The organism is Arthrobacter sp. Cr_A7 (assembly GCF_029222765.1).
In the GTDB taxonomy this organism is placed as follows: Bacteria; Actinomycetota; Actinomycetes; order Actinomycetales; family Micrococcaceae; genus Arthrobacter.
In genome coordinates, this window is sequence record NZ_JARHXQ010000361.1 from 1 (window position 1) to 26,350 (window position 26,350).

Below are 26,350 nucleotides of genomic sequence, written 5' to 3' on the forward strand. Positions count from 1 at the left end.
TGTTGCGCGCCGCCTTAGATGGCCTTGGGCACTTTGCGGAGCACGACGGCGGCGAGCACTGCCGCCGTCGCCATCAGTACCAGCCCAATGGCGGCCGTGATGTGAACCCCCGAGTTGAAGGCTGCGGCCGCGGTGTCCCGGACGGCGTCCGCCAGGGGAGCGGGCAGTGCTGAGGCAACTTCCATGGCGCCGGCGAGCGTTTCGCCGGCGTTGTGCGCGGCGGAGGGCGGAGCGGCTTCCAGCAGTCCGGCCGGCAGCCGGAGGTTGTGCTGGTAGGAGGCTGTCAGGATGGAGCCCAGTACCGCCGTGCCCAGGAGCGAACCCACCTCGTAGCCCGTCTCGGAAATCGCTGCCGCCGCACCCGACTTCTCGGGCGGTGCAGCACCCAGGATGAGGTCGTTGGAAATGGTCTCGGCAGTGCCCACGCCCAGGGCAAGGATCAGGAGGGCCGCCAACAGGAGTGCCGGGCCGCCGCTGTGGTTGCCGAAGGTGACAAGGCTGTAGCCGGCGGCGCTGAAGGCCAGTCCTGTTCCCACCACGAATCCGGGCCGCACCCGCCGGACGAGCGGCACAACCACCAGGCCTGCCACAACCGTGGCCACCAGTGCCGGGATCATCGCAATCCCCGCAGAGGAGGGAGACATGCCCTCGAGGAGCTGCAGGTGCTGGGCCAGGAAGAGGATAAAGCCGTTGAACGAAAACAGGGCCAGGACGTTGGCCGCGATGGCCATGCTGAACACCCTGTTCCGGAACAGGGACATGTCCAGGAGCGGGTTGGCCAGCGTCAGCTGCCGGCGCACAAAGACGGCTGCCATCACCAGCCCGAACGCCATGCTGCCCAGGCCTGCCGGTCCCGGCCCCTCGGTGGCAATGTCCTTGATTCCGTAGACCACCGGAACCATGACCAGCAGGGAGAGCACGATGCTGGGAACGTCCACCTTCCCCGGCGACGGGTCCTTCGATTCCGGAATGAACACAGGTCCGAAGGCCAGAAGGGGCAGCATGAGGGGAACGGCGACGAGGAAGACCGCGCCCCACCAGAACTGCTCCACCAGCCAGCCGCCGAAGATCGGTCCCAGGGCGGCGCCCCCTGAGAACCCTGCAGCCCAGATGGCGACGGCCAGCCGGCGGCGGTTGGGCTCCGGGAAGATGTTGCGGATCAGGGACAGCGTGGAGGGCATCAGCATGGCGCCGAAGAATCCCAGGGATGCGCGGCCGGCGATCAGCCACTCCGGGCTCGGTGCGAAGGCGGTGGCGGCGGACAGTGCGGCAAAGCCGATGCTGCCGGTGATCAGCAGCTTCCTGCGGCCGATGCGGTCGCCCAGGCTTCCCATGGACACCAGCAGTCCTGCAAGGACCAGCGGATACGCATCCACGATCCACAGGAGCTGGACTCCGGAGGGGTCCAGTGAGCCTGCGATGGCGGGCAGGGCAAACGTCAGCGCGGTGTTGTCCACCGCGACCAGCAGCACCGGGAACATCAGCAGTCCCAGGGCAAGCCAGTCACGCCACAGCGCCCGGGAAAGCGGACTGCCGGAAGCAGATGCGGAGGTCCTGGTGGTGCCAGCGGAAATGGTCATGCCATAACTGTACCGTCTGGACGGTATAGTTACGAACCGTTGGGGTTTGAGGAATGATGCATGGAGGAAGGCATGATTAGAGGCATGCCCCGCAAGCCCGTAGCCCGCGACGCCGTACTTGACGCCTTTGAAACCCTTCTGATCGACGTGGGGGAGCGTGCAGCCACCCTTGACGCCGTCGCGGCGAAGGCCGGGGTTTCCAAGGGCGGCCTGCTCTACCACTTTCCAAACAAGGAAGCCCTGATCCAGGTGCTGCTGGACCGGCTGGACGAACTGGCCGGAGCCGACGCCGATGCCATGGCCAAGGCGGAGGAGGGGGCCGCGGCATACTTCATCAGGTCCTCCGTCTGGGCTGACACCCCGCTGGACCGGGCAATCGTCGCCGCGACCCGGCTCGCAGAAGTGGCGCACGAGGAAACGCGCCGCCGCTTCGCCGCCATCCAGCAGCGCTGGCTGGACGAGATTGCCGCCGATGTGGGCCCGGCACTGGCCAAAGCAGTGCTCTACATGGGGGACGGGCTCTACTTCAATGCCATGTTGGCCGTCGGCCCCGTGCCGGAAGGCGGAGCCGCCGCGGATGTGGACAATCTCCTTGCTGCCCTGGAGCGCCTGCGCAGGTAGGCCGCCATTTGCCCCAGGGGCTGCGGCGTAGGACAATTGGAGGCTGTGAAGGCCCTCACCGGCCGTTCTCAGCAATCCAAATGAATAGCCTTTGATCTGCGGCGGGAGAGTTCTGCCGAAAGTACAAGCAGGCGCCGTAGGAGCAAACCCTCCCCAGGAATCTCACAGGCCCATGTACCGCCGCGGCGAGGCACCTCTGGAAAGCAGCAGGCAGTCCGCCTGTGCCATCCCGGCTACGGGAGACCAAGGACTGTTGTGCTCACCGACGGTGCAAGCGGGGCCATGCGCAAGCACGGCAACGCGGAAACTCTCAGGTCCAATACAGAGCGGGGAGGAACCCGAATCGATGTGGCGTACCCTGCGCCACCTGAATTATGGAGTTCCTCGTGACCGTATCTCCGGCCTCCGCCTCCCTGGCCTCAGCTGCCACCTTCGTTGACCGTCATATTGGCGCACGGCGCCAGGCCGACGTCGACGCCATGTTGCAAGCCGTCGGCTTCGACACCGTGGACGCCCTGGTTGATACGGCGGTCCCCAAGGACATCCGTCAGGAAACCCCGCTGAAACTGTCCACGGCCCTGAGCGAGGTGGAAGCGCTCGCCGAACTGCGCAAGCTGGCAGCCAAGAACAGGACGGCCGTGCAGATGATCGGCCAGGGCTACTTCGACACGGTGACCCCGCCCGTGATCCGCCGCAACATCCTGGAATCCCCGGCCTGGTACACGGCCTACACCCCGTACCAGCCTGAAATTTCGCAGGGCCGGCTTGAGGCGCTGCTGAATTTCCAGACCATGGTCCAGGACCTCGTTGGCCTGCCCATCGCCAACGCGTCCCTGCTCGATGAAGCCACCGCCGTGGCCGAAGCGGTACTCATGATGCGCCGCGCGAACAAGAACAAGGACGCCAGGGATGGCAAGACAGTCCTGGACGCGGACTGCCTGCCGCAGACCATCGCGATCGTCAAGGGCCGCGCTGAAGCGCTCGGCTTCGAAGTTGAAATTGCCGACCTGTCCGCGGGCCTGCCGGACGGTGCCATCAACGGCATCGTGCTGCAGCAGCCCGGCGTTTCGGGCCGCGTCTTCGACCACTCCGCCGTTATCGGTGAAGCCAAGGAACGCGGCGCACTCGTGACCGTCGCGGCTGACCTCCTGGCGCTGACCCTGATCACCCCGCCGGGGGAGCAGGGCGCCGATATCGCCGTCGGCTCGGCCCAGCGTTTTGGCGTCCCGCTGTTCTTCGGCGGCCCGCACGCCGCGTACATGGCAGTCCAGAAGGGGCTCGAGCGCTCCATGCCCGGCCGCCTGGTGGGCGTGTCCAAGGACGACGCCGGTGTCCCCGCCTACCGGCTTGCGCTGCAGACCCGCGAACAGCACATCCGGCGCGAGAAGGCGACGTCGAACATTTGCACCGCGCAGGCCCTGCTGGCCATCGTTGCGTCGATGTACGCCGTTTACCACGGCCCCGAGGGGCTGAAGGCGATCGCCCAGACCGCCAACCGCCACGCCCGCACGCTGGCTGCTTCCCTGAAGGCTGCCGGGGCAGAGGTTCTGCACACCTCCTTCTTTGACACCCTCACCGTCCGCGTGCCCGGAAGGGCTGCCGAAATCGTTGCGGCCGCCGAGGCCAAGGGCATCAACCTGCGGGGCATCGACGCCGACACGGTAGGCATCTCCGTTGATGAAACCACCACGACGGCGGTCGTCGCCGATGTCGTTTCCGTCTTCGGCGCCGAAGCGGTCGGATCTACCGGCAGTTTTGCGCTGGACCCCGCCGTCGAACGCTCCAGCGGCTACCTGCAGCACCCGGTGTTCAACACGCACCGCTCCGAGACCCAGCTGCTGCGGTACATCCGGAAGCTGTCCGACCGGGACCTGGCGCTGGACCGCACCATGATCCCGCTGGGTTCGTGCACCATGAAGCTGAACGCCACGGCGGAGATGGAAGCGATTTCCTGACCGGAGTTCGCCTCGATCCACCCGTTCGCCCCGGATTCGCAGACCGAGGGCTGGCGTGAACTGATTGCTGACCTCGAGGCGCAGCTGACCGAGATCACGGGCTATGACCAGGTGTCCATCCAGCCCAACGCCGGTTCCCAGGGTGAACTTGCAGGGCTGCTGGCGATTCGCGGCTACCACCTGTCCCGTGGCGACGATCAGCGCAATGTCTGCCTGATCCCGGCCTCCGCGCACGGCACCAATGCTGCCTCCGCTGTCCTGGCCGGCATGAAGGTTGTGGTGGTGGCCACCGCCTCCGACGGAACCATCGACCACGCGGACCTGTACGCCAAGATCGACGCGCACAGGGACGCGCTTTCGGCGATCATGATCACCTACCCGTCCACGCACGGTGTGTACGACGCCGACGTCCGCGAGGTCTGCGACGCCATCCACGCGGCCGGCGGCCAGGTCTACATCGACGGCGCCAACCTCAACGCCCTGGTCGGGTTGGCCCAACCCGGCAAGTTCGGCGGCGACGTATCGCACCTGAACCTGCACAAGACCTTCTGCATCCCGCACGGCGGCGGCGGCCCCGGCGTCGGACCGGTCGCGGCCAAGGCACACCTGGCACCCTTCATGCCGGGCGACGCGGCGTCGTGGACCGAAGGCAACGACGTACCGATTTCCGCGTCCCGCTTCGGCTCCGCAGGCGTGCTGCCGATTTCGTGGGCATATGTGAAGCTGATGGGCGGCGAGGGCCTGACCGAGGCCACGAAGTCCGCGCTCCTGGCTGCCAACTACATCGCCTCCCGCCTCAACGAACACTTCCCCGTCCTCTACACCGGCGAAGGCGGACTTGTGGCGCACGAGTGCATCCTGGACCTGCGCGAGCTGACGGCGAAGACCGGCGTCACGGCCGAGGATGTGGCCAAGCGCCTCATCGACTTCGGCTTCCACGCCCCCACCCTCGCCTTCCCGGTGGCCGGGACGCTGATGGTGGAGCCCACCGAGTCCGAGGACCTCGCCGAGATGGACCGCTTCATCGAAGCCATGATCACCATCCGGCACGAAATCGACCAGGTGGCGAACGGCGACTTCACCGTGGCCGACTCGCCGCTGCGCCGCGCACCCCACACGGCAGCCGCCGTCGTATCTTCCGACTGGGACCGCGCCTACCCGCGGGAACAGGCCGCCTTCCCGGTCCACCACCTCAAGCAGGACAAGTACTTCCCGCCTGTGGGCAGGATCGACGGCGCAGCCGGGGACCGCAACCTCATCTGCTCCTGCCCGCCGCTTGAAGACTTCGAGAACTAAGGACCAGCATGCCTGAGAAGTACACCGCTCTCTACGACGAGCACAAAAAACTGGGTGCATCCTTCACGGACTTCGGCGGCTGGCAGATGCCGCTTAAATACAGCTCAGAACTGGCTGAACACCACGCCGTCCGCAAGGGCGCGGGGCTGTTCGACCTGTCCCACATGGGTGAGGTCTGGGTGACCGGCCCCGATGCGGCCGCGTTCCTGGACTATGCCCTGGTGGGCAGGATCTCCGCCATGCCGGTGGGCAAGGCCAAGTACTCGCTGATCTGCAACGAGGATGGCGGCATCATCGACGACCTCATCACCTACCGGCGCCCGGCAGCACCGGACGGCACCGACGTGTTCCTGGTGGTCCCCAACGCCGGCAACGCAGCAGTGGTGGCCGCGGCGCTGGCAGAGCGGGCAGCAGAGTTTGATGTCGATGTCCGCGATGCGTCCGCAGCGACATCTTTGATCGCAGTCCAGGGCCCGAAAGCACAGGAGCTGCTGCTCCGGCTGGTGCCCGCCGCGAACCACAGCGCCGTCACGGAGCTGAAGTACTACGCCGCCGTCGAGGTGCCGTTCCTGGTGGCCGGCACAGGGCAGGAACTCCTGCTGGCCCGCACCGGGTACACCGGCGAGGACGGGTTCGAGATCTTCGTGGCCAACGACGCCGCGGCCGCCCTCTGGCAGGCACTCATCGCCATCGCCGACGACGGCGAGCTCACGCCCGCCGGGCTGGCATGCCGGGACTCCCTGCGCCTTGAAGCCGGGATGCCGCTGTACGGCAACGAACTGTCCCTGCAGGGTGACCCGTTCGCCGCCGGCCTGGGTCCCGTCGTCGCACTCTCCAAGGAAGGCGACTTCGTGGGCAAGGCGGCCCTGGCAGCCAAGAAGGAAGCCGGCGCCGGCACCACCTCCGGCCGCCGCCTGGTAGGACTCAAGGGCCTGGGCCGCCGCGCCGGCCGCGCCCACTACCCGGTCCTCAAAGACGGTGTCACCGTCGGCGAGGTGACCTCCGGCCAGCCCTCACCCACCCTCGGCTACCCCGTCGCCATGGCCTACGTCGACGTCGAACACACCGCACCCGGCACCGCCCTCGACATCGACCTCCGCGGCAAGGCAGAGCCCTTCGAAGTCGTCGAACTGCCGTTCTACAAGCGCCAAAAGTAGCCCGGTCTGACAACCCCAGGGTTGCCTTGTGCCCGTTGGGCCCGGCATCCTCCGCGTGCTCGGTCGCGAAGACGCCCGCTGAGCGGACGTGACGCTCCCTTAGACGCACGTCTCCGGATACCGGGCCCAAGGGGGCTTTGCACGTCACCTTGGGCTTTGCATGCGTCCTTTTAGCGCTGCTTGAACCGCTAAGTTCTGGGGATGGGCCCGCGCAGGTCACCTTCGCAGGCGCTTCCGAGTTCCTGATGCCCCATTTTTTAGGAAGTCCCGCCTGCCGTTGGTTCATTCGTTCTTCCGGACCACCCGCCTCGACACGGATTGAAGATGTGCGGTTGGGCAGGGTGTTGTTGCTTTGAAACTGTTGCGCTCTCAAAGGTGACCTGATGTGGGAGGGGCCGCGGTATCCGGCAGCATGCGTCAAAGCGACGAAGGAGCAGCATGCAGAGGATGCCGGGGCCACTCCACCCAACCCAGCCACAGAGTTTCGCCAGAAAAATTACGTAAGGAAAAGATATGCCCAAAGTAGCCGCTGAAATTCAGTATTCCGACGAGCATGAGTGGGTGGCCCGGGAGGGTGGGAACCTTGTGGCTGTGGGGATTTCCGCCGTCGCGACGGATGCCCTCGGCGACATTGTGTACGTGGACCTGCCCGAGGTTGGTTCCACGGTGACCGCGGGGGAGACCTGCGGCGAGGTGGAATCCACGAAGTCCGTCTCTGATCTGTACGCCCCGGTGACCGGCGAAGTGGTGGAGACCAACCCGGCCGTCGTGGACGATCCTGCGCTGATCAACAACGATCCCTACGGCGCAGGCTGGCTCTTCAAAGTGGCAGCGGAGTCCGAGGGGCCGCTGCTGTCCGCGCAGGAATACGCGTCGAAAAACGGCGGCGACCTGGACGGCGCCGAAGGGGTTGCAAGCGCGTAGCGTTGAACCGGAAGAACAGTCAGCTACCTCCTCGATCGCAGTGTTTTAGTAAGGATTTCCGTCATGGCTGTTGGTGTTTTTGACCTTTTTTCCATTGGAATCGGACCATCAAGCTCGCACACCGTCGGTCCGATGCGGGCTGCTGCTGTTTTTGCGGAGGAGTTGAAGGCTTCCGGGGTGCTGGCGGAGGTGGCGGGGTTGCGGGTGGACTTGTATGGGTCTTTGGCTGCGACCGGGCACGGGCATGGGACGATGACCGCGATTTTGTTGGGGTTGGAGGGGTTCCATCCGGAGTTGATCCTGCCTGATGAGGTGGAGGTCCGGCTGGCTGGGATAGCGGAGACCGGTGTGCTGCAGTTGGCCGGGGCGGTGGCGTTGCCGTACGGGGTGAAGGACATGGTGCTGCGGCCGTTGACTGTCCTGCCGCGGCATACCAACGGGATGACGTTCACCGTGACCGGTGCCGACGCGGCGCAGCAGGAGCTGGAGGAGTCGAAGAAGGAACTGCCGCTGCCGTTCCGCACCGCGGCCGAGCTCCTGGAGCACTGCCGTGAAACCGGGTTGGGCATCAGCGATGTCATGCTGGTCAACGAGAAGGCCTCCCGTACGGAGGAGGAGATCCGCGCCGGGCTGCTGCATATCTGGTCCGTGATGGAGGACTGCGTGGCGACGTCGTTGAAGCGTGAGGGGGTGCTGCCGGGCGGGCTGAAGGTCCGACGCCGGGCCCCGGACTGGTACGAGCGGCTGAAGAAGGAAAGCTCTCGGCTGGAACCTGACACCCCGGACAGTGACGGGCAGGACCAGGACTTCCATGACCCGAAGTACTGGCAGGAGTGGGTGAACCTGATCGCCCTGGCCGTGAACGAGGAGAACGCCTCGGGCGGGCGGGTGGTGACCGCGCCGACCAACGGCGCGGCCGGGATCATCCCGGCGGTGCTGTTCTACGCGCTGCATTTCGCCCCGGGCATGGACCAGGCCGGTCAGCAGGACCGCGACGACGTCGTGGTGAAGTTCCTGCTGGCGGCCGGTGCCGTCGGGGTGCTCTACAAGGAACAGGCATCCATTTCCGGGGCGGAGGTGGGCTGCCAGGGCGAGGTGGGGTCGGCGTCGTCGATGGCGGCCGCGGGCCTGGCCGAGGTGATGGGCGGGTCCCCGGCGCAGGTGGAAAACGCCGCGGAAATCGCGATGGAACACAACCTGGGCCTGACCTGTGACCCGATCGGCGGGCTGGTCCAGGTCCCGTGCATCGAACGGAACGCGATCGCCGCCGCGAAAGCGATCAACGCCGCGAAAATGGCGCTCTGGGGCGACGGCACCCACCGCGTCTCCCTCGACGAGGTCATCATCACCATGCGCGAAACCGGCAAGGACATGTCCTCCAAATACAAGGAAACCGCCATGGGCGGCCTCGCCGTCAACGTCGTCGAATGCTGATCCCAGGGGCCGCTGTCCGTTGTGGACGGAACCTTGATTGTGCGCGGCTTAATTGTGCGCGGCGGCCCACCAGTTCAGCGTGGTGGCGAACACCAGCCACGCCACGTACGGCAGCAGGAGCAGGCCGGCCGTCCTGCTGATGGGGCCGAACTGCAGGACGGTGAGGGTGACGGCGGCGATCAGGGCCAGGATGATGGCCAGCGCCAGCCACAGTGCTGCGGGGCCAAGCGTGGGATACAGGCCGAAGAAGACCGGAGTCCAGGCAAGGTTGAGGCCCAGCTGGATGCCATAAACAGTCAGCGCGGCCTTTGTCCTGCCGGTGCGTTTCCGCCACACCAGCCACGCAGCAACCGCCATTGCCGTGTACAGCACGGTCCACACCGGTCCAAAGACGCCGTTGGGCGGCGACCAGGGCGCTTTGTCCGCTGTGGCATACCAGCCGTCCACGTTGTTGACGGTGGCCAGTCCACCCAGGGCGGCAACCAGGAAGGATGCCGCCAGGAAGCCGGCCAGGGCTGCCGCCTGGACTCCGGCGCTGTATGTCCGGGCGCTTCCTTCAGGCAGCGGCATCAATTGTTCCCGGTTTGGCTGCATCCTCCCACCCTTGCGAACGCCCCTGCCCGAGTCAAGGCGTGGGCCCTACGGAAACATCCCGCAGGCTGCACATCCGCTTGCGGCGGAAAGCCGGGACCGCCGCAGGCTTTAGACTTGAGGCTGCATGTCCGCACGCAGCTACGAGTACCGAAACCGCGCATCAACCCGATTGGACACGGCCCCCTTGCGAGAATTCACCGCACGTTTTGCCACAGCCGAGGAAATTGAAAACTGGGACAAGCACGTCACGGCCAATCCGAACGGCGGCAATATGCTGCAGTCGGCGGCCTACGCGTCGGTGAAGAACGGCAGCGGCTGGAAAGTCCGGTTCCTTGTGCTTGAAAGCCCGGGAACCGCCAGTTACAACCTGGTGCTGGAAAAGAAGTTCCCCGTGCTCGGCCGGCTGTGGTACCTCATCAAGGGCCCCGACCTCGCGGCGGCGGACGACCTGAAAGCAGCCCTCGACGCCTGTGCCGCGTTTGCCCGCAGCCGCAAACTGAACGTCTTCACCATCAAGGTGGAACCGGACATCATTGACTCCGGCGATGCCCAGGCACAGATTGCCGCCGCCGGACTGGTCAAGGCACCCAACATCCAGTCCAACGATTCCACCGCACTGCTGGACATCTCCCAGCCTGAAGAAGCCGTCTTCAAGGCCATCTCCTCCCGCGCCCGCAACGCCATCCGGCGTGCGGAACGGGAAGGCTGCGAGGTGGTCCGCAAGGAACATGGCCCTGAAACGTACCGGGCACTCTACGACCTGATGGCGGACACTGTTGAGGCCAAGGGGTCCATGCCGCTGCGCAGCTACGACTACTACGCCGCGTTCTGGGATGAGTTCTGCGACCGCGGCCAGGGGCACTTCTTCTTTGCCTACGAGGACGGGAAACCCAGCGTCGGCGCCTTCGTGATCAACTACGGCGCCAAGGCAACCTATAAGGACGGCGGGTCCACGCAGAACCGCAAGCAATACGGCGATTCACACCTGGTGCAGTGGACGGCCATCCGCCGCATGCAGGAACTGGGCTGCACCGAATACGACTTCTGCGGCACACCGCCGTCCTCCCGCATCAAGGACAAGAGCCACACGCTTTACGGCATGGGGATGTTCAAGACCAGCTTCACCAAAACGGTGACCGACTTTGTGGGGTGCCACGACTACGTCCTGGCTCCCCTCCGGCACAGGCTGTGGGTCAAGGGCGCTGAACGGGTGTTCCGCCGGATTGAAACGGCTCGGACCGGCCAGCAGTTCTACTGACCACACGCCGAACCCCAGGCCGTCCTGGAGATCAGCCACACCGCGGCTGCGCCGCCGCCCGAACACCGTCCCGCCCCGCGACTGCCCTGCAGGCCGGAAAGAGATATGAAGAAGGTAATTCCCTTGACTCCAGTTCCTACCGCCACAGACCTTGAATTCGCGGTCCTTAGCGATGCCGACTTTGAGGCCTTCGCCCTGAAGCATCCGCAGAACAGCTTCCTGCAGTCCGTCGACTTTGCCCGGTTCCAGCGCGCCCGCGGGCAGCAGGTGGAACTCTTCGGAGTCCGGCGCGACGGCGAACTGGTGGCGGCCGGGAAGCTGAACTTCACCACCACCCGCCTGGGATACACGGTGTGTGAATGCGCCAAGGGCCCCCTGATGGACTACGACGACCCCGAACTGGTGCGCGCCGTCGTCGAGCTTCTCCGCAAGCGGGGCGGCGAACGCAAGGCCGCGGAACTGCGGATCTCGCCGAACCTCAAATACATTGCCCGTGACGAGGACGGCGCGGAACATCCCGAGGTGGAGGATAACCGGCCCCTGGTGGCCCGGCTCGAAGGGCTCGGGTTCCAGCACCAGGGCCTGGACATGAACTTCGTCAACGTGAACTGGATGTTTATCAAGAGCCTCGAAGGCATCCAGGACGCGGAGGAGCTCATCATGGGCACCAGCTACCGCACCCGTAAAGCCATCCGCAAGGCAGAGAAGAATGGCGTGTTCCTGGAACAGGCCACCCTGGACACCCTTGATGATTTCTACGGTGCCCTCAGCCACGCCGGCGACGAAAAGGGTTTCGTGTACCGCGAACGCGCGTACTACGAGCACCTGCTGCGCACCACATCACCCGAGTTCACCAAGCTCATGATGGCCAAAATCGACATCCCGGCCTACCGCAAGTCCATCACTGACCGCCTGGCCGCCGAGTCAGCCACGGCCGCGGACCTCCGCCGCGAGGTGGAGGAGACGGGAAGCAAGAAGAAGGCCAACCGGCTCAAGGTGGTCCAGGACCTCGTGGACAGCTACGAACGCAGCCTAAAGGACATCGAACGCTTCCCCGACTCGGTGGGAGTGGCCACCGTGGCAGCCATCCACTTCGTCTGCTACGGCGACGAGGTGGTGTGCGTCATCGGCGGCACCGTCCAGGACTACATCTACTTCAACGGCGCCACCTCGCTGTACTGGGGCATGATGCTGCACGCCCTCGAAAAGGGGTACCCGCGCTACAACTTCTACGGGACATTCGGGATCTCCGGGCAGGACCAGGAAGGCCACGGCGGCTACGCCTTCAAGAAGGGCTTCGGCGGCGAGGTGGTCCAACTGGTGGGCGACTTCGTGCTGCCCGTCCGGCCCGCCGTGTTCCACGCCAACCGGCTGGCCCGCGCGGCCGCCGCAGCGGCCCGGACATTGCTGGGCAAGCTGCCCGGAAGGCGCTCCGCCTGACCGGCTGCCTGCACCAGCCCACTGATCACACAACCGAACAGTTCACCTGCATTGGGAGGAGGGAACCATGACAGACCTGCCCGAACACCCCGGGGCCGGGTACCCCAAAGGCAGGCCGCACACTGACGGCCTGCCCAAGACGGAGCCGCTGACTCCCGCCCAGCTGAGGCAGAACGCCGCCGCCAAGAGGATGCTGCGCCGGCTGGTCCAGAGCGAGAACCCTCCGACGGCGCCGCTGAGCATCGTGGACCGGCTCGCCGGCAGCCCCTACGCCAACCCCACCATCCAGGTAGGCGGTGTGGACACGTCCGCCCGCAAGACCCTTGACTTCGCCCTGCACCTCGCCGAAACCATGTTCCGGTACGGGGCCGGTGCCCTGGAGGTGGAGACCAGCATCATTGCCGTCACCGCCGCGCTGGGACTGAAGAACATCGAGGTGGACATCACCAACCAGTCCGTGGGCATCAACTATGCGCCCAAGGACCAGACGCCGATTGCGCTGCTGCGGGTCGTCCGCTCCTGGACCAACAACTATGCCGGACTGGCCAAAGTGCACCAGCTGGTGACCGACATCGTGGCCGGGGGAGTGGGCCGCGATGAGGCCATCCGGCGGCTTAACGAGGCCATTACCAGCCCCAAACCGTTTCCCCGCTGGATGGTCACGGTGGCCTTCGGCATTTTCGCTGCCGTGTTCGTGGGCGTCCTTGGAGGCGGGCCGGTGTCGTCGGCCATTGCGTTTGCGGCCAACATCGGCGTGAGCCTGCTGGCCCGGCAGCTGGGGCGGTGGCGGGTGCCGGACTTCTTTATCACGGCCAGCTGCTCCTTCGTGGTGACCCAGCTGGCACTGCTCCTCTGGCAGTTCGGGCTGACCACCTCGCCGGCCATCGTGGTGGTGGGCGGCATCCTGCTGCTCCTGCCCACGGGCCGCCTCGTTTCCTCCGTCCAGGACGCCATCAACGGCTTCCCGGTCACGGCGGCCGGGCGGTTCCTTTCGACGCTGCTGACGTTCGGCGCCATCGTGGCGGGCATCGCCGTGGCCTTTGTGGTGGGCGAACTGACCGGCATGGAGCGGATCGATGTCACCCAGACCTTCCCGCCCGCCTACGACCTGTGGGTGCTGATCATCTTCGTGGCAGTGGCCGTGATGGCCATCGGTATCACGGAACAGACCAGCTGGCAGCTCCTGCTGCCCACTGCGGCTGTGGGCGTCGCAGGCTATCTCGTCCTGCTCGGCGGCGGCCTGCTGGGCATCGGCGACCGGTTCTCGCCCGCTCTCGCCGCCGTGGTCATCGGGCTGCTGGCGCGCGTCGTGGCGCTTCGGATGGGCGCGCCCCAGCTGGTGGTTGCGGTGCCCGCCGCGCTGATCCTGCTGCCGGGCCTCACCATCTTCCGGTCCATGTACGTGCTCACGGTTGAAGAGTCGGAAATCCTGGTTGGTGCCGGGAACATGCTGAGCGCCGGTGCGATCGTCCTGGGCACGGCGGCAGGCATCGTCCTCGGCGACACGCTCGCCCGGCCGCTGACCAGGAGCCTGGCCAGCAACGAGCGGCGCCGCGCCCGCCGCCGCTAGGCGTACCCCGCGGCGCTGTCCTCCCGCCGTGGCCGGTCCCACGGCGGACGCGTCAGATCTGCCCGACCGGCAGTTTCTTTTCGGCCTGGAAGGCGTCCTCCACCCGGCCCTGCGCCCAGTAGCCGGACAGCGACACCTGCCGGCGCTCCAGGCCCCGCTGCGTGAAGAACACGTCCCGCAGTGCCTTCATGTAGCCGCGCTCACCGTGGGCGAAAACGTCCACCGTTCCGCCGGGCCATTCGGCGTCCGCTACCGCCTTGACCAGCAGGTCACTGGAACCTGCCGGGACGCCGTTGCGGGCCAGCCAGGTGATCTGCACCCCGGCCGGCGCGGCAATCAGCTGGATGTCGGCGTCGGAATCCACCTCCAGGAACGCCAGGCCGGTGGCCTCCGGCGGCAGGGCTTCCAAGGACGCCGCGATGGCCGGCAGTGCCGCCTCGTCGCCGGCAAACAGGTACCAGTCGGCGTCCGGGTTGGGGTTGTAGGCGCCGCCCGGGCCGGTGAAGGTCAGCGCGTCGCCTGGCTGGGCCTTGGCCGCCCAGGGGCCTGCCAGCCCTTCATCGCCGTGGACCACAAAATCGATGGCCAGTTCGCGGGCCGCCGGATCAACCCAGCGGAGGGTGTAGGTGCGGGTATAGGGCCACTGTTCGCGCGGCATGGTCTCCCGGATGGTCCACAGGTCCAGGGGCGCGGGGTATTCCACTCCGGGCTGCGGAAAAACGATCTTGACGTACCGGTCCACGAAGCCGTTGTTGACGAAGTCCCCAAAGCCTTCCCCGCCTGCGACGATCCGGACCATGTGCGGAGAAAGCTCTTCCCTGCGCACTACTTCGAGGTTGATCTGCGGACGGGTCTTCTTGCTGGCGCTGGTTGCTGCGGGAACAATGCTCATAAGGCAAGCCTAAGCTAACGGGCCGGCGGCAGTTCCCAGGTTACGTCCAGGGCGCCCTGCTCCCGCAACAGTTGGTTCACCCGGCTGAAGGGGCGGGAGCCGAAGAAGCCGCGGGAAGCGGACAGCGGGCTCGGATGGGCGCTGGACACAATGGGTGTGCGGCCCAGGAGCGGGCGGACCGACTCGGCTTCCTTCCCCCACAGCAGCGCAACCAGGGGCACGGGCGACCCGTCCGGAGAGCGGCGGCCGGCAACAGCGGCGACGGCCGCCGTCGTAATTTTCTCCCAGCCTTTGCCGCGGTGGGAACCTGCCGACCCGGCACGCACCGTCATCACCCGGTTCAGCAGCAGCACCCCCTGCTCCGCCCACGCGGACAGGTCGCCGTGGACCCGCGCCGGAATGCCGAGGTCATCCTCCAGCTCCCGGTAGATGTTGGCAAGGCTGCGGGGGATGGGCCGGGTGCGCTTGTCCACGGAAAAGGAAAGGCCCACGGCGTGACCCGGCGTCGGGTAGGGATCCTGCCCCACCACCAGGACTTTCACGCCGGCCAAGGGCTGGCGGAAGGCGCGCAGGACGTTCGACGGCGACGGCAGGACCTGGTGCCCCGCCGCGACTTCTGTGGCCAGGAAGGACAGGACCTGCCGAAGGTCGCCTTCCACGCCGGCCAGCGCATTAGCCCAGTCGGGCGCCACGAGGTCTGCCAGCGGGCGGTGTGCAAGCCCGGCAAAATCGATGGCGTCGGCGGGTTCACGCTCCAGTTCGAACAAGGCGTCTGATTCAAACATCGTTCCATTCTTGCAGGGGAACGCCGCCGGGATGGTTGTCGCGTTGCTTCCTTGCCTGGACCCGGGCGCAAATGACAACGCTGTTATTCGTCCGTAGCATGGGGGTAAGACATTTGCCCCTACCAGCGGAGGAGTGTGCCGTGGCGGAACCGGCCCGGGAACACATGCCCGGACATGTGCCGGAGCAGGAGCCGCGGAACCAGCTCCTGGCCGATTTCACCCTTCGGGACTCGCCGCTGGGTGAGCGCGAGCAGCAGATGCTTGCCCTCGAGCGGCAGTGGTGGAAGTACGCCGGAGCCAAGGAACAGGCCATCCGGGAGCTCTTCGACCTCTCCGCGACGCACTATTACCAGCTGCTCAACGTGCTGATCGACAGCGAGGATGCCCTGGCGCACGATCCCATGCTGGTCAAGAGATTGCGTAGACTACGTACGTCTCGCCACCGTGCACGCACCGCACGGCGCCTGGGGTCCGACGCCTAGGACGCCCCACGCCCTTCAGCAGCAATCACCAAGGATGTCCTTCCATCATGACCAAATACGCCCGCGATGAATTCGACAAGGTCCCCGAGAACTCGTCGCGCCAAGGTGTCCACCGCACGGCTTCCGCCCCGGCCCGGGTGCGGCTGTGGCTCATCCTGGCGGTGGGTCTCGTGGCCCTGGCCATTGGCGTGGTGTCCTTCCTGATCCTTCCCAAGATGGGCTTCGGCGGTACGGGCAGCCAGGCGTCAAGCCAGGCGTCAAGCCTGGCGGCCAGCCCGCTGGCGGACACCGGCGCAACGGAACCCGCCGCCCAGGAAAGCCCGGCAGAGCCCTCCGCCAACGCAACACCCTCCGCTGAAGCTGTACCGTCCGCCTCGAACGAGCCCTCGCCCAGTGCCGAGGCCGAAGCTGAGCCCACTCCCTCGGCTGATGCACCGGTTTTCCTGGACAGGACCCAGCCGGTAGCCGTCTACAACGCGGCCGGGACGGCGGGGCTGGCAAGCCGCGTGGGCGGTACGGTCCAGGCGGACGGCTGGACGCTGGGACAGGTGGGCAACTGGGCCGGTGCGCCGCAGCAGGGCTCCACCATCTTCTACTCCGGTGCCGGCCAGCTGGCGAACGCCCAGGCGCTGGCGGAACTGCTGGGAGTGCCCACCCTGGTAAGCAGCACCGAGTTCCAGGTGCCGCTGGTTGTGGTGCTGGGTCCGGGCTACCGCTAGGGCATTTTCTGTGGCACCGGTCACGCATCAGTAACGTTTGCCGCCCCTGCCCTACGCTGACTGCGGCGCCGGCCCGGCATTGGCTAGAGTGAAATTCAGGCTTCGTTCCGGGGCCAGGCAGCAGACAGCGGCGCGGGTTCCCCGGTCTCAACGGAAAGAGTTGGTCATCATGGCATTGGGAACCGTCAAGTGGTTCAACGCGGAGAAGGGCTACGGCTTCATTACCGTCGACGGGTCCGGGGACGACATTTTTGTCCACTGGTCCGCCATCCAGGGTGAGGGCTACCGCGCACTCGACGAGGGCCAGCGGGTGGAGCTCGAAGTCGGCGAAGGCGAGAAAGGCCCCCAGGCCGAAAGCGTCCGGCCAGCCGAGTGAAGCCGCTGTTCCGCCCCGCCGCCCGGATCCGTCCGGCGCTTGCCCTCTCCCTGTGCGCCCTCCTGGCCGCGACGGCGTGTTCCGGCGTGACCGGCAACGCGCGCGTCGAAGCAGCGGAGGCGTCCGGGGACGGCATCCTGCGCGTGGGCCTGGTCCTGGACAACACCGGTGACAGCAGCTTCCTCAACGCACCCCAGCTGGCAGCGGCCAGGCTCGCAGTCAAGGACATCAACGACGCAGGCGGCCACAAGGGCCGGCCCGTGGAGCTCCTCCCCGTCGCCACGGACCAGGACGCGGCAGCCCAGGCGCACGCCCTGGTAGCCGGAAAGGCCGACGTGGTGATCGGGCCCACCGATTCCAGCAACGCCGAAGCAACCATCGACGTCCTGTCCAGGGCACGCACGCCGCTGATCTCACCGGCCAACACTGCGGCGGGCCTCACCGGCACCGACTCCGGCGGCTACTACTTCCGGACAGCGGCCGCGGATGTGGCCCAGGCTCCCGTCCTGGTCAAACTCGCCAAGGATGCCGGCGCCGCCACTGTCACCGTGCTGTACCAGGAGGGCTCCTACGGCAAGGACGTTTCGACGGCTGTTTCCGACGCCGCCGGGCAGTCCGGACTCAAGGTTGCGGCGACGGAGGGGTTCACGCCGGGGGAGGCCGGCGGAGCCGCCGGTGAGGCAGCGAAAGCCGCATCCGATGCGGTGATCCTGATTGCACGCGAGGGTGCGCAGGGCGCGTTGGCAGAACTGAACAATGCCGGAGTAGCCGGGGACCGCATCATCATCAGCGACGGCGCCTTCGCCCGGTACGGGTCCACGCTGGGCGCCAGGGCACTCGACGGCGCCCGCGCGGTGGTTCCGGGGCAGCTTCCCTCCGCGGGATTCCAGGAGCGGCTGCTGGCCGTCGACGGAAAACTGAAGGACGTATCGTTCGCGGCCGAGACATACGACGCCGTTACCCTTGCTGCCCTGGCTGCCGCCATGGCGGAGGATGATGCAGGCCGCTCCGTCACGGCGAACCTGATCAGCGTGTCCGGGGGAGTGGCTGGGGCGCATACCCCCGCGGCTGCTGCCTGCGCCTCCTACAAGGAATGCCTGGCCGGACTGGCATCGGCTGGCGTCATAAATTACGACGGCGAATCCGGCCCGGTCGCGTTTGACGACAACGGAGACATCACCACGGCCAACTTCATGGTGTTTACATACGGGGCCGACAACATTCCCGCGCCCAGCGGCCGGGAGACAGCGGGCCGCGCCGCGAGCTGATCGCCCTCGGCGAATACCAGGGCGGACTGCCGGTTGGGGGCCTCTTTCGCTTGCACTCTCACGTGGGGAGTGCTAATTATTGAGTTAGCACTCTGACGTACCGACTGCTAAAGCAAGGCCTGGTTCCGCCGGGCGGCGCACGGCAGCGGTCAAGGAGCGAAGAAACACCTAACTGGAGTGAGATCCCCACCCGGAGGCGTACAGAGGCCGCCGGCAAAGGATCGTCCGTCGCGGGCACTGCAGCGAAGGTTCAATCTTAACGACTGTCCCGAAAGGACTACTGCCGTTATGGCCAAGATCATTGCATTTGATGAAGAGGCACGCCGCGGCCTTGAGCGGGGCCTGAACACCCTCGCCGACGCCGTTAAGGTCACCCTCGGCCCGCGTGGACGCAACGTCGTCCTCGAAAAGAAGTGGGGCGCCCCCACGATCACCAACGATGGTGTTTCCATCGCCAAGGAGATCGAGCTGGACGATCCCTACGAGAAGATCGGCGCCGAGCTGGTCAAGGAAGTTGCCAAGAAGACGGATGACGTCGCAGGCGACGGCACCACCACGGCTACCGTGCTGGCACAGGCCCTGGTCAAGGAAGGCCTGCGCAACGTTGCTGCCGGCGCCGACCCGCTGTCCCTCAAGCGCGGCATCGAGAAGGCCGTTGAGGCCGTCACCGCCGAGCTGCTGAACTCCGCCAAGGAAATCGAAACCAAGGAAGAGATCGCCGCTACGGCCTCGATCTCCGCCGGTGACGACGAAATCGGTGCCCTCATTGCCGAAGCCCTGGACAAGGTTGGCAAGGAAGGCGTGATCACGGTCGAGGAATCCAACACCTTCGGCCTGGAGCTGGAACTCACCGAAGGCATGCGCTTCGACAAGGGCTACATCTCCGCCTACTTCGTCACGGACGCAGAGCGCCAGGAAACGGTCCTCGAGGACCCGTACATCCTGATCGTCAACTCCAAGATCTCCAACGTCAAGGAACTGGTTGCTGTCCTGGAAAAGGTCATGCAGTCCAACAAGCCGCTGCTGATCATCGCCGAGGACATCGAGGGCGAGGCCCTGGCCACCCTGATCGTCAACAAGATCCGCGGCACCTTCAAGTCCGTGGCCGTCAAGGCCCCCGGCTTCGGTGACCGCCGCAAGGCACAGCTCGCCGACATCGCCGTCCTCACCGGCGGCCAGGTCATTTCCGAGGAAGTCGGCCTGAAGCTGGAGAACGCCGGCCTCGAACTCCTGGGCAAGGCACGCAAGGTTGTTGTCACCAAGGACGAGACCACCATCGTCGAGGGTGCAGGCGACGCCGACCAGATCGCCGGCCGCGTTTCCCAGATCCGCGCCGAGATCGAGAACTCCGACTCCGACTACGACCGCGAGAAGCTGCAGGAGCGCCTGGCCAAGCTGGCCGGCGGCGTTGCAGTCATCAAGGCCGGTGCCGCCACGGAGGTTGAGCTCAAGGAGCGCAAGCACCGCATCGAGGACGCAGTGCGCAACGCAAAGGCTGCTGTTGAAGAAGGCATCGTCGCGGGTGGCGGCGTGGCCCTCATCCAGGCCGGCGCCAAGGCATTCGCCAACCTGCAGCTGTCCGGCGACGAAGCAACCGGCGCCAACATCGTCCGTGTTGCCATCGACGCTCCGCTGAAGCAGATCGCCTTCAACGCCGGCCTCGAGCCGGGCGTTGTTGTTGACAAGGTTCGCGGCCTGCCCGCAGGCCACGGCCTGAACGCAGCCACCGGCGAATACGTCGACCTGCTGGCTGCCGGCGTCAACGATCCCGTCAAGGTAACCCGCTCTGCCCTGCAGAACGCGGCCTCCATTGCCGGCCTGTTCCTCACCACCGAGGCAGTTGTGGCCGACAAGCCCGAGAAGAACGCCGCTCCCGTTGGCGGCGGCGACGACATGGGCGGCATGGGCGGCTTCTAGCCTTCCTGCCGGGACCTGTCCCGCTGATACGACAAATGCGGCCCCCTCTGCGAGGGGGCCGCATTTGTCGTTGTGCGGTCAGCGGTTGCCGGGCCGGGTGGTGGTCCGGCACTGCGTGGTGGTCCGGCCGGGCAGTGCCTTTGCTACTTCCTGGCGCTGGACAGCATCCCCTCGACTTCCTTCTTGAAGGCCTCCGCCGCAGCCTGCGGGGTGAGGCGGTCGTACAGCACTTCATCCGTGTAGCGCTTGATCACGTTTTGCACGCTGCCGGCCCCTACCGGCGGAACCGGCGGTGCTTCCTGGATGTCAGGTGAAATGTCCTTGAGGAAGGACACGACGGTGGTGTCCGCAGGCTTCAGCGCAGGAGTAATGCTGTCAACGATCTCCGGGTTGGTGGGCACGCCGCGGTCCGTCATCAGGATGCCTCCGGCCTCCGGGCTGTTGGTGAGGTAGTTGATGAACGTCGCAGCCTCCTCGGGGTGCTTTGAGCGCGACGAGGCGGACCAGAACATGGTGGGCTTGTAGTACATGCCGTTCTTCGCGGCCGAGCCGTCGACACTTGGTGCGCGGAGCATCTTGATGCTGCTGCCGGTGGTGGCTTCCAGCGAGCCGAGCTGGTTGGTCCACCACCAGGCCATGCCCACCCGGTTGGTTCCGAACAGGCTTTCCTCCAGGCCGGCCCCCGAGTCCTCCGTGGCCACCGTTGCCGGCGGGCTGGCCTTCGCGTCCCGCTGCTCCTTCAGGCGCTCCCAGAAGGACGCCGCCGTCGCGGTATTAAAGTTCAGCTTGCCGTCGCTGGAGTACAGGTCCTCGCCGTGCTGCCGCAGCCAGATGATCAAGTCGGCTTCGTTGCTGCCGTAGGCGGCGCCGTAGTTCTTTCCGTCACCGGCAGCGCTGATCTTCGACGCCGTTTCCATGAAGTCGTCCCAGGTCCAGCTGGTGTCATCCGGGATAGGTACGTTCGCTGCCTCGAAGACCTTGGTATTGGCCATAATGACGTAGGCGTTCTGACCCGTGCTGAGACCGTACTGCGCGGCGTCGTACTGCCCTGAAGCCAAGGCCTCCTTGTCCAGCTTGGAGGTGTCGATGCCGTCCTGCTTGGACAGATCCAGCAGCGCCCCCCGGCCGCCGTACTCGGCGATGTACTTCTGGTCCATCTGGATCACGTCGGGAGCATCGTTGGCGGCGGTTTTCGTGGCCAGCTTGTCCCAGTAGCTGCCCCATTCGCCGGGCTCGGATTCGATGTTGATGTTGGGGTGCTCCGCCTCGAAGGCTGCGATGACCTTTTCGGTCTGCGCGTTGAGGTACTCGTTGCCCCACCAGGCGAACCGCAGGGTGACCTGCTCATTGCCGCCTGACCCGCCGGTTCCGCCGGACGCGCCACAGCCGGTAGCGAGGATGGAGAGGGCCAGGGCCGCTGCGCCGAGCTGGAACTTGCGCCGGCTTACAGTCCGAATCGTCATTGATGTGCCTTCCTGGTACCGCCTCCCGGCAGGTCGGCATCCGTACCGCCGCCCGAGAAAGCGTTTTCTCATTTCAATAAGAGCGATTGTTCCCTGATCCATCCCTTCCGTCAAGAACTTTCGGTAACCGCTTTCCCGATTGTTGGGCATAGGCGAGGGCAGGACAAGCCCGGGCGCCTCCCTTGGGGCTGCGGGCGATCTGGCAGCAAACGCCCGCATTGTGGTCCAGGTCTGGCAGGATGGACCGGTGACGATTACTGCAGCGGCTGACGGTTCGGCCTTGGGAAACCCGGGCCCGGCCGGCTGGGCCTGGTACGTGAATGATGATTGCTGGCGCGCCGGCGGGTGGCCCCACGGGACCAACAACCAGGGCGAACTGATGGCTGTCCTGGACCTGTTCCGGGCCACCGCCCACCTCCCGCAGGAGGACTTGCGCATCCTGTGCGACAGCCAGTACGTCATCAACTCGATCACCAAGTGGATGCCGGGGTGGAAGCGCAAGGGCTGGCGCAAGGCTGACGGGAAGCCGGTCCTGAATGTGGAGCTCCTGAAGGAACTGGACCGGGAGCTTGCCGGCCGGAAGTACACCTTCGAGTGGGTCAAGGGGCACGCCGGTCATGAACTGAACGAAGCGGCGGACGAGCGCGCCCGGGCTGCAGCCACCGCCTACCAGCAAGGCGTTGCCGCGCGGTCCGGCCCCGGGTTTCCAGGCTCCCATCTGGTTGCGGCTGGCCATGATGCACGTGGAGTGCCCGCTGCTGCCGCTGCTGCAACACCGCGGGCGGTAGAAATGCCCCAGGCACCAGCCGCCAGGGCAACAACCCCTGGAACAGCCACCCGGACAACCGCCACCCGGACCGCAGACATCCCGCCCGCCGCGGGTCCGGACGAGCTTGACCTGTTCAGCCAGCTGGAAACCGACCCCTTCGACGTCGCGGACGCGCAGAAGCAGGCCCCCTCGCCTGAAGCCCTGGTAGAGGAGCTGGAGCGCGAACTCCTGGGGCCGCTGGTGCGCGGCGACATCGGGCGGACAGCTGTTTTGCTGCACCCCGACTTCATGGAGATCGGCAGCTCAGGGCGCGTCTGGACGCGTGACGCCATGATGATGGCACTGGAAGAGGAACCCGGGGAACGGACAGACATTGAAATCCTGGGGGTGGACCGCATCGGCACGGGTGCCGTCCTGCTGACATACCGGAGCTTTGCCCGGTCCGGCACCACCCTCCGCAGCTCCCTGTGGGTCCTTGACGGCAGCCGGTGGCGGCTGAGGTTCCACCAGGGAACACCCGAAGCGTAGCCGGCCCGCGCTCCGGCCCGGGCATCGCCGCCACTGTCCTGCGCCGCCACTGTCCTGGGCCGCCGCTGAGGATGGTGCCGGCCGGCAGCCCCTCAGCTGAAGCGTTGGGTGTTGCCCTGCTCCGCCTGCACGTAGGTGGCGGCGGCCGATGCCAGCGCCGCGTTGATGGAAGCCAAAGATGCCTCCACCCTGCCCTGGGTGAGGGTCCACTCGGCGATCAAGGCCTGGAAGGTGGTGGCTGCCGAACCCCGCCAGGAGCCCTGCAGTTCGTCCAGGCCGTACTTCATGGCCTGGACATCGGCGCTGATCCTGTCCACTGTTGCCTGCACGTTCGCGGACTTCAGCTGAAGCAGTTCGGTATCGACGGAAATAATGCTCATGGCAGTGCCTTTCGCTGAGATGGGCAGCGGTGCGCTTCCCTGCCCGGCTGTTCCGGGCTGCTGCAACGAGCCTATGGACGCGCCTGTTGCCCCTGCCACGCGCGGAGGCTATATGTGGATAACCTCGCCGTCGCTGCCTTGGGCGTCCGCCCGCTCCGGCGGGTCGCCGCGGTAGGGGAGGCTGACCACAAGGGTGGCGCCGCCGCCGTCGGTGGTTTCCACCCGCACGGAACCACCGTGGGATCCCACGATCGCAGCCACAATGGCCAGGCCCAGTCCGCTGCCGCCCGTTTCCCGGGTCCGGGAGGTGTCTGCCCGGTAGAAACGCTCAAAGACCTTGGACGCATCCTCGTCGGAAATGCCCGGCCCGTGGTCGCGTACTTCGATGATGGAGCGGGCTTCCCCGTCCACGGTCCGCACCCCCACCGCAAGTTCAATGGGCGAGCCCTCTGGGGTGTAACGCAAGGCATTGCCCACGAGGTTGCCCACCACCTGGCGGAGCTTGGCTTCGTCGCCCAGCACCGGGGCCGGAGTGGCAGTCCCGCCGTCGAGCCCGGTCAACGAAATCACTCTCGAACGGGCGCCGGCCTTGGTGTCCACCACAGCATCGTGGGCAACCAGTTGCAGGTCCACGGGCTTCTGCTGGAGCGGGCGCTGCTCATCAAGCCGGGCCAGAAGCAGCAGATCCTCCACCATGGATCCCATGCGCTTGGCTTCACTTTCGATCCGGCCCATGGCGGTTGCTACATCCTCGTCGGTGGTCAATGCCCCGTGGCGGTACAGCTCGGAGAAGCCGCGGATGGTCACCAGCGGGGTGCGCAGTTCGTGGGAAGCATCGGCGGCGAAACGGCGCATCCTTGCCTCGGAAGCGGTGCGCGCCGCGAAGGCGGTTTCGATGTGGGCGAGCATGGCGTTCAACGAACTGCTGAGCCGGCCGAGCTCGGTAGCCGGATTTTCCACCTCCACCCGCCGGGACAAGTCGCCGGCAGCAATGGCGGCCGCGGTTTTCTCCACCCGCGCCAGGGGCCGGAAGGACCGGGAGACAGTCCAGCTCGCAATCAACGAGGCCAACAGGAGCGTGAGCAGGCCCACCCCGATGACCACCAGCGTGGCGTGCTTGAGGACGTCATCCACGCTTTGGAGCGGCAGCCCAATAACCACGACGGCGGGACGGTTGTTGGCGAGGACCGTTACCGCAACCACCCGCCAGTTCTCGCCGTCAGTGCCCCTCACCTGGTAAGGCAAACCGCCACGCAACTGGGCCTGCTCCACCGACATGGAGCTGATATCAGGACCGCCCCCGTCGGTGTCCCGGCTGAGGGGGAAGGGCTCCTCGTCGGGCACAAAAAGCGTCAGCGAATAGTCGGTGGGAACCCTCGGGCTGGGCGCCTGCAGCTGGGTGAAGGAACCCTGCTCTTCGGCGAGGCGCACCGCCGCATTCAGCTTGTCATCCACCTGTCCCTGCAGGAAGCTGTGCAGCAGCGCAAGGGTGCCCGCACCGGTCACCGTCAGCGCCACGATCAGCAGGGCCATGATCATGGCCACCAGCTGCGTCCTCAGGGAGGACGACTTCCACCGATCCAGCAAGGTCAGCGCTTTTCTGCCGTCCGCAGCACGTAGCCCACGCCGCGCTTGGTCTGGATAAGTGCCGGGGCCTCGGGATCGATGTCCACCTTCCGGCGCAGGTAGGAAATGTAGGACTCCACAATGGACGCATCGCCGTTGAAGTCGTACTCCCACACGTGGTCCAGGATCTGGGACTTGGACAGCACACGGTTGGGGTTCAGCATGAGGTAGCGCAGCAGTTTGAACTCGGTGGGGGAGAGCTCGATGACGGTGCCGCCGCGGCGGACCTCGTGGGCGTCGTCGTCGAGTTCCAGGTCGCCGACGCGGATGACGGCGTCGTCGTCCAGCAGGGGCTGGGTGCGCCGCAGGACAGCGCGGATCCGGGCCACCACTTCGTCGAGGCTGAAGGGTTTGGTGACGTAGTCGTCCCCGCCCACCGTGAGGCCGGTGACCTTGTCCTCGGTGTCATCCTTGGCGGTCAGGAACAGCACCGGGAAGTGCTTGCCCGATGCGCGGAGCTTGCGGGTGACGGTGAACCCGTCCATGTCCGGAAGCATGACGTCCAGCACGGCCAGGTCGGGGGTGTGCGTATCCGCAGCCGCCAGGGCATCCCGGCCGTTGGCCGCCGAAACAACCTCGAACCCTGCGAACCGCAGCGAGGTGGACAGCAGCTCGCGGATGTTGGGTTCGTCGTCGACAACGAGGAGCTTCGCTTCTGGGCCGTTCTTGTTCATGCTCCCATCATGCTCCCAGTCTCTGGGAGTTGTCTGGATGTTCCATGAAAGAAACGTCCGGGATCAGCCACCAAGGCTGCTTGGACGAGGCGGGCTGCCAGAGACCTACCAGCCCATGGTCCCCGGCTCTCCCTTGAACGGACCCACCACCCGGTCTGTGATCCAGCCGCCGTAGAAGCCGCCGGCCTGCGGACGCACGCGCTCGCCGTCCACCTCGCAGTAGTCCATCCTGCCGGGGTAGACCGCCACACGGTCCGCCAGGTCCCCGTATCCCGCAACCGGCTCGGGGTAGAACCAGGCCGCCCTTTCCGCTACCGCGCTGCCGCCTCGGACAGTGAGGTAGCGGGCTGAACCTTTGAACTCGCAGAAGCTGCTTCCGGGTGCAGGCTCCAGGGCTCCCGGGATGAACGCGGAACGGGGCAGGTAGTAAACGGGAGGATGGCGAGTCTCAAGGACACGGAGGGAATCCGTGGTGTCCAGGATCAGTTCCCCGCCCAGGACGATCCGGATCCGCTCACTGCTTCGCTCCACTTTTGGCGGTCGCGGATAGTCCCATACCGATTCCTGGCCGGGAAGGGGAACATCGGGAGTTTTGCTGGCTCGCATTCCTCCAGTGTGCACCCGGCATCCCCGGCCTGCACG

Annotated in this window: 22 protein-coding genes, 1 pseudogene and 1 riboswitch; of the genes and pseudogenes, 14 read left to right on the forward strand and 9 right to left on the reverse strand. The window is 66.1% G+C overall.

Annotated elements, in window-relative coordinates:
- Positions 1–14: 14 nt before the first annotated feature.
- Positions 15–1,580: an MFS transporter gene (locus P2Q66_RS21165; protein WP_275731323.1), complete on the reverse strand. Its 1,566-nt coding sequence runs from the start codon at positions 1,578–1,580 to the stop codon at positions 15–17.
- An 84-nt stretch (positions 1,581–1,664) separates the two neighbouring features.
- On the opposite strand from P2Q66_RS21165, the gene P2Q66_RS21170 reads away from it, so the two are divergent.
- The 5 genes and pseudogenes from P2Q66_RS21170 to P2Q66_RS21190 all read left to right on the forward strand — a co-directional run bounded on the left by P2Q66_RS21170 (position 1,665) and on the right by P2Q66_RS21190 (position 8,967).
- Positions 1,665–2,201, forward strand: coding sequence for a TetR/AcrR family transcriptional regulator (locus tag P2Q66_RS21170; RefSeq protein WP_115524189.1), 537 nt, complete (start codon positions 1,665–1,667; stop codon positions 2,199–2,201).
- A 92-nt stretch (positions 2,202–2,293) separates the two neighbouring features.
- A riboswitch (glycine riboswitch) is annotated at positions 2,294–2,391 on the forward strand.
- A 184-nt stretch (positions 2,392–2,575) separates the two neighbouring features.
- Positions 2,576–5,452: pseudogene (gene gcvP, locus P2Q66_RS21175) on the forward strand (aminomethyl-transferring glycine dehydrogenase).
- A gap of 8 nt (positions 5,453–5,460) precedes the next feature.
- Complete coding sequence (gene gcvT, locus P2Q66_RS21180) at positions 5,461–6,609, forward strand: glycine cleavage system aminomethyltransferase GcvT (RefSeq protein ID WP_275731324.1); 1,149 nt, start codon at positions 5,461–5,463, stop codon at positions 6,607–6,609.
- A gap of 513 nt (positions 6,610–7,122) precedes the next feature.
- Positions 7,123–7,533 carry a glycine cleavage system protein GcvH gene (gcvH, locus tag P2Q66_RS21185; protein WP_275731326.1) on the forward strand — a complete coding sequence of 137 codons (411 nt, stop codon included), beginning with the start codon at positions 7,123–7,125 and terminating at the stop codon, positions 7,531–7,533.
- 63 nt (positions 7,534–7,596) lie between these two features.
- Positions 7,597–8,967, forward strand: coding sequence for an L-serine ammonia-lyase (locus P2Q66_RS21190; protein WP_275731328.1), 1,371 nt, complete (start codon positions 7,597–7,599; stop codon positions 8,965–8,967).
- Between the two features lie 48 nt (positions 8,968–9,015).
- On the opposite strand, the gene P2Q66_RS21195 is transcribed toward P2Q66_RS21190, so the two are convergent.
- The gene (locus P2Q66_RS21195; RefSeq protein ID WP_254865587.1) at positions 9,016–9,537 is read right to left on the reverse strand and encodes a TspO/MBR family protein; all 522 of its coding nucleotides are present in this window, start codon (positions 9,535–9,537) and stop codon (positions 9,016–9,018) included.
- A 148-nt stretch (positions 9,538–9,685) separates the two neighbouring features.
- Between P2Q66_RS21195 and P2Q66_RS21200 the strand changes: the two genes are divergently transcribed.
- The 3 genes from P2Q66_RS21200 (at position 9,686) to P2Q66_RS21210 (ending at position 13,829) form a co-directional block, all read left to right on the forward strand.
- Positions 9,686–10,819 carry a peptidoglycan bridge formation glycyltransferase FemA/FemB family protein gene (locus P2Q66_RS21200; RefSeq protein WP_275731329.1) on the forward strand — a complete coding sequence of 378 codons (1,134 nt, stop codon included), beginning with the start codon at positions 9,686–9,688 and terminating at the stop codon, positions 10,817–10,819.
- A 123-nt stretch (positions 10,820–10,942) separates the two neighbouring features.
- Positions 10,943–12,259 carry a peptidoglycan bridge formation glycyltransferase FemA/FemB family protein gene (locus P2Q66_RS21205; RefSeq protein WP_275731330.1) on the forward strand — a complete coding sequence of 439 codons (1,317 nt, stop codon included), beginning with the start codon at positions 10,943–10,945 and terminating at the stop codon, positions 12,257–12,259.
- A gap of 67 nt (positions 12,260–12,326) precedes the next feature.
- Positions 12,327–13,829 (forward strand): threonine/serine exporter family protein, encoded by a 1,503-nt coding sequence (locus P2Q66_RS21210; RefSeq protein WP_115524196.1) that lies wholly within the window; start codon positions 12,327–12,329, stop codon positions 13,827–13,829.
- 52 nt (positions 13,830–13,881) lie between these two features.
- Here the strand turns inward: P2Q66_RS21210 and P2Q66_RS21215 are convergent, their stop codons facing one another.
- Together P2Q66_RS21215 and P2Q66_RS21220 are read right to left on the reverse strand one after the other, a co-directional pair.
- On the reverse strand, positions 13,882–14,721 hold the full coding sequence (locus tag P2Q66_RS21215; RefSeq protein WP_275731331.1) for a siderophore-interacting protein: 840 nt from the start codon (positions 14,719–14,721) through the stop codon (positions 13,882–13,884).
- Positions 14,722–14,735: 14 nt separating this feature from the next.
- A complete protein-coding gene (locus P2Q66_RS21220; protein WP_275731333.1) occupies positions 14,736–15,506 on the reverse strand; it encodes a uracil-DNA glycosylase in 771 nt (256 codons plus the stop codon).
- A gap of 140 nt (positions 15,507–15,646) precedes the next feature.
- Here P2Q66_RS21220 and P2Q66_RS21225 point away from each other — a divergent pair, with 140 nt between their 5' ends.
- From P2Q66_RS21225 to groL, 5 genes are all read left to right on the forward strand, one after another.
- Positions 15,647–15,988 (forward strand): DUF3263 domain-containing protein, encoded by a 342-nt coding sequence (locus P2Q66_RS21225; protein ID WP_275731334.1) that lies wholly within the window; start codon positions 15,647–15,649, stop codon positions 15,986–15,988.
- 47 nt (positions 15,989–16,035) lie between these two features.
- A complete protein-coding gene (locus P2Q66_RS21230) occupies positions 16,036–16,707 on the forward strand; it encodes a LytR C-terminal domain-containing protein (RefSeq protein WP_275731335.1) in 672 nt (223 codons plus the stop codon).
- A 169-nt stretch (positions 16,708–16,876) separates the two neighbouring features.
- Entirely contained in the window at positions 16,877–17,083 is a 207-nt protein-coding gene (locus P2Q66_RS21235; RefSeq protein ID WP_015936110.1) for a cold-shock protein, read from the forward strand.
- Entirely contained in the window at positions 17,080–18,351 is a 1,272-nt protein-coding gene (locus P2Q66_RS21240; protein ID WP_275731336.1) for an ABC transporter substrate-binding protein, read from the forward strand. Before P2Q66_RS21235 ends, P2Q66_RS21240 begins: the two co-directional genes overlap by 4 nt.
- Positions 18,352–18,639: 288 nt before the next feature.
- Entirely contained in the window at positions 18,640–20,268 is a 1,629-nt protein-coding gene (gene groL / locus P2Q66_RS21245) for a chaperonin GroEL (RefSeq protein WP_079597850.1), read from the forward strand.
- Positions 20,269–20,411: 143 nt separating this feature from the next.
- Here groL and P2Q66_RS21250 read toward each other — a convergent pair whose 3' ends face one another.
- Positions 20,412–21,731, reverse strand: coding sequence for a sugar ABC transporter substrate-binding protein (locus tag P2Q66_RS21250; RefSeq protein ID WP_275731337.1), 1,320 nt, complete (start codon positions 21,729–21,731; stop codon positions 20,412–20,414).
- Between the two features lie 247 nt (positions 21,732–21,978).
- Here P2Q66_RS21250 and P2Q66_RS21255 point away from each other — a divergent pair, with 247 nt between their 5' ends.
- The gene (locus P2Q66_RS21255) at positions 21,979–23,028 is read left to right on the forward strand and encodes a ribonuclease HI family protein (protein WP_275731339.1); all 1,050 of its coding nucleotides are present in this window, start codon (positions 21,979–21,981) and stop codon (positions 23,026–23,028) included.
- A gap of 92 nt (positions 23,029–23,120) precedes the next feature.
- Here the strand turns inward: P2Q66_RS21255 and P2Q66_RS21260 are convergent, their stop codons facing one another.
- From P2Q66_RS21260 to P2Q66_RS21275, 4 genes are all read right to left on the reverse strand, one after another.
- The gene (locus P2Q66_RS21260) at positions 23,121–23,408 is read right to left on the reverse strand and encodes a WXG100 family type VII secretion target (RefSeq protein ID WP_079597847.1); all 288 of its coding nucleotides are present in this window, start codon (positions 23,406–23,408) and stop codon (positions 23,121–23,123) included.
- Positions 23,409–23,516: 108 nt separating this feature from the next.
- On the reverse strand, positions 23,517–24,995 hold the full coding sequence (locus P2Q66_RS21265) for a HAMP domain-containing sensor histidine kinase (RefSeq protein ID WP_275731340.1): 1,479 nt from the start codon (positions 24,993–24,995) through the stop codon (positions 23,517–23,519).
- A 2-nt stretch (positions 24,996–24,997) separates the two neighbouring features.
- Positions 24,998–25,708, reverse strand: a complete 711-nt coding sequence (locus P2Q66_RS21270) for a response regulator transcription factor (RefSeq protein WP_079597846.1) — start codon at positions 25,706–25,708, stop codon at positions 24,998–25,000.
- A 105-nt stretch (positions 25,709–25,813) separates the two neighbouring features.
- The gene (locus P2Q66_RS21275; RefSeq protein WP_275731342.1) at positions 25,814–26,314 is read right to left on the reverse strand and encodes a DUF427 domain-containing protein; all 501 of its coding nucleotides are present in this window, start codon (positions 26,312–26,314) and stop codon (positions 25,814–25,816) included.
- Positions 26,315–26,350: the final 36 nt, after the last annotated feature.

Bases quoted from the DNA above. Each gene is read 5' to 3' on its own strand.
- P2Q66_RS21165 (WP_275731323.1), bottom strand. From the start codon at position 1,580: ATGACCATTTCCGCTGGCACCACCAGGACCTCCGCATCTGCTTCCGGC.
- P2Q66_RS21170 (WP_115524189.1), top strand. From the start codon at position 1,665: ATGCCCCGCAAGCCCGTAGCCCGCGACGCCGTACTTGACGCCTTTGAA.
- gcvT (WP_275731324.1), top strand. From the start codon at position 5,461: ATGCCTGAGAAGTACACCGCTCTCTACGACGAGCACAAAAAACTGGGT.
- gcvH (WP_275731326.1), top strand. From the start codon at position 7,123: ATGCCCAAAGTAGCCGCTGAAATTCAGTATTCCGACGAGCATGAGTGG.
- P2Q66_RS21190 (WP_275731328.1), top strand. From the start codon at position 7,597: ATGGCTGTTGGTGTTTTTGACCTTTTTTCCATTGGAATCGGACCATCA.
- P2Q66_RS21195 (WP_254865587.1), bottom strand. From the start codon at position 9,537: ATGCCGCTGCCTGAAGGAAGCGCCCGGACATACAGCGCCGGAGTCCAG.
- P2Q66_RS21200 (WP_275731329.1), top strand. From the start codon at position 9,686: ATGTCCGCACGCAGCTACGAGTACCGAAACCGCGCATCAACCCGATTG.
- P2Q66_RS21210 (WP_115524196.1), top strand. From the start codon at position 12,327: ATGACAGACCTGCCCGAACACCCCGGGGCCGGGTACCCCAAAGGCAGG.
- P2Q66_RS21215 (WP_275731331.1), bottom strand. From the start codon at position 14,721: ATGAGCATTGTTCCCGCAGCAACCAGCGCCAGCAAGAAGACCCGTCCG.
- P2Q66_RS21220 (WP_275731333.1), bottom strand. From the start codon at position 15,506: ATGTTTGAATCAGACGCCTTGTTCGAACTGGAGCGTGAACCCGCCGAC.
- P2Q66_RS21230 (WP_275731335.1), top strand. From the start codon at position 16,036: ATGACCAAATACGCCCGCGATGAATTCGACAAGGTCCCCGAGAACTCG.
- P2Q66_RS21235 (WP_015936110.1), top strand. From the start codon at position 16,877: ATGGCATTGGGAACCGTCAAGTGGTTCAACGCGGAGAAGGGCTACGGC.
- groL (WP_079597850.1), top strand. From the start codon at position 18,640: ATGGCCAAGATCATTGCATTTGATGAAGAGGCACGCCGCGGCCTTGAG.
- P2Q66_RS21250 (WP_275731337.1), bottom strand. From the start codon at position 21,731: ATGACGATTCGGACTGTAAGCCGGCGCAAGTTCCAGCTCGGCGCAGCG.
- P2Q66_RS21260 (WP_079597847.1), bottom strand. From the start codon at position 23,408: ATGAGCATTATTTCCGTCGATACCGAACTGCTTCAGCTGAAGTCCGCG.
- P2Q66_RS21270 (WP_079597846.1), bottom strand. From the start codon at position 25,708: ATGAACAAGAACGGCCCAGAAGCGAAGCTCCTCGTTGTCGACGACGAA.
- P2Q66_RS21275 (WP_275731342.1), bottom strand. From the start codon at position 26,314: ATGCGAGCCAGCAAAACTCCCGATGTTCCCCTTCCCGGCCAGGAATCG.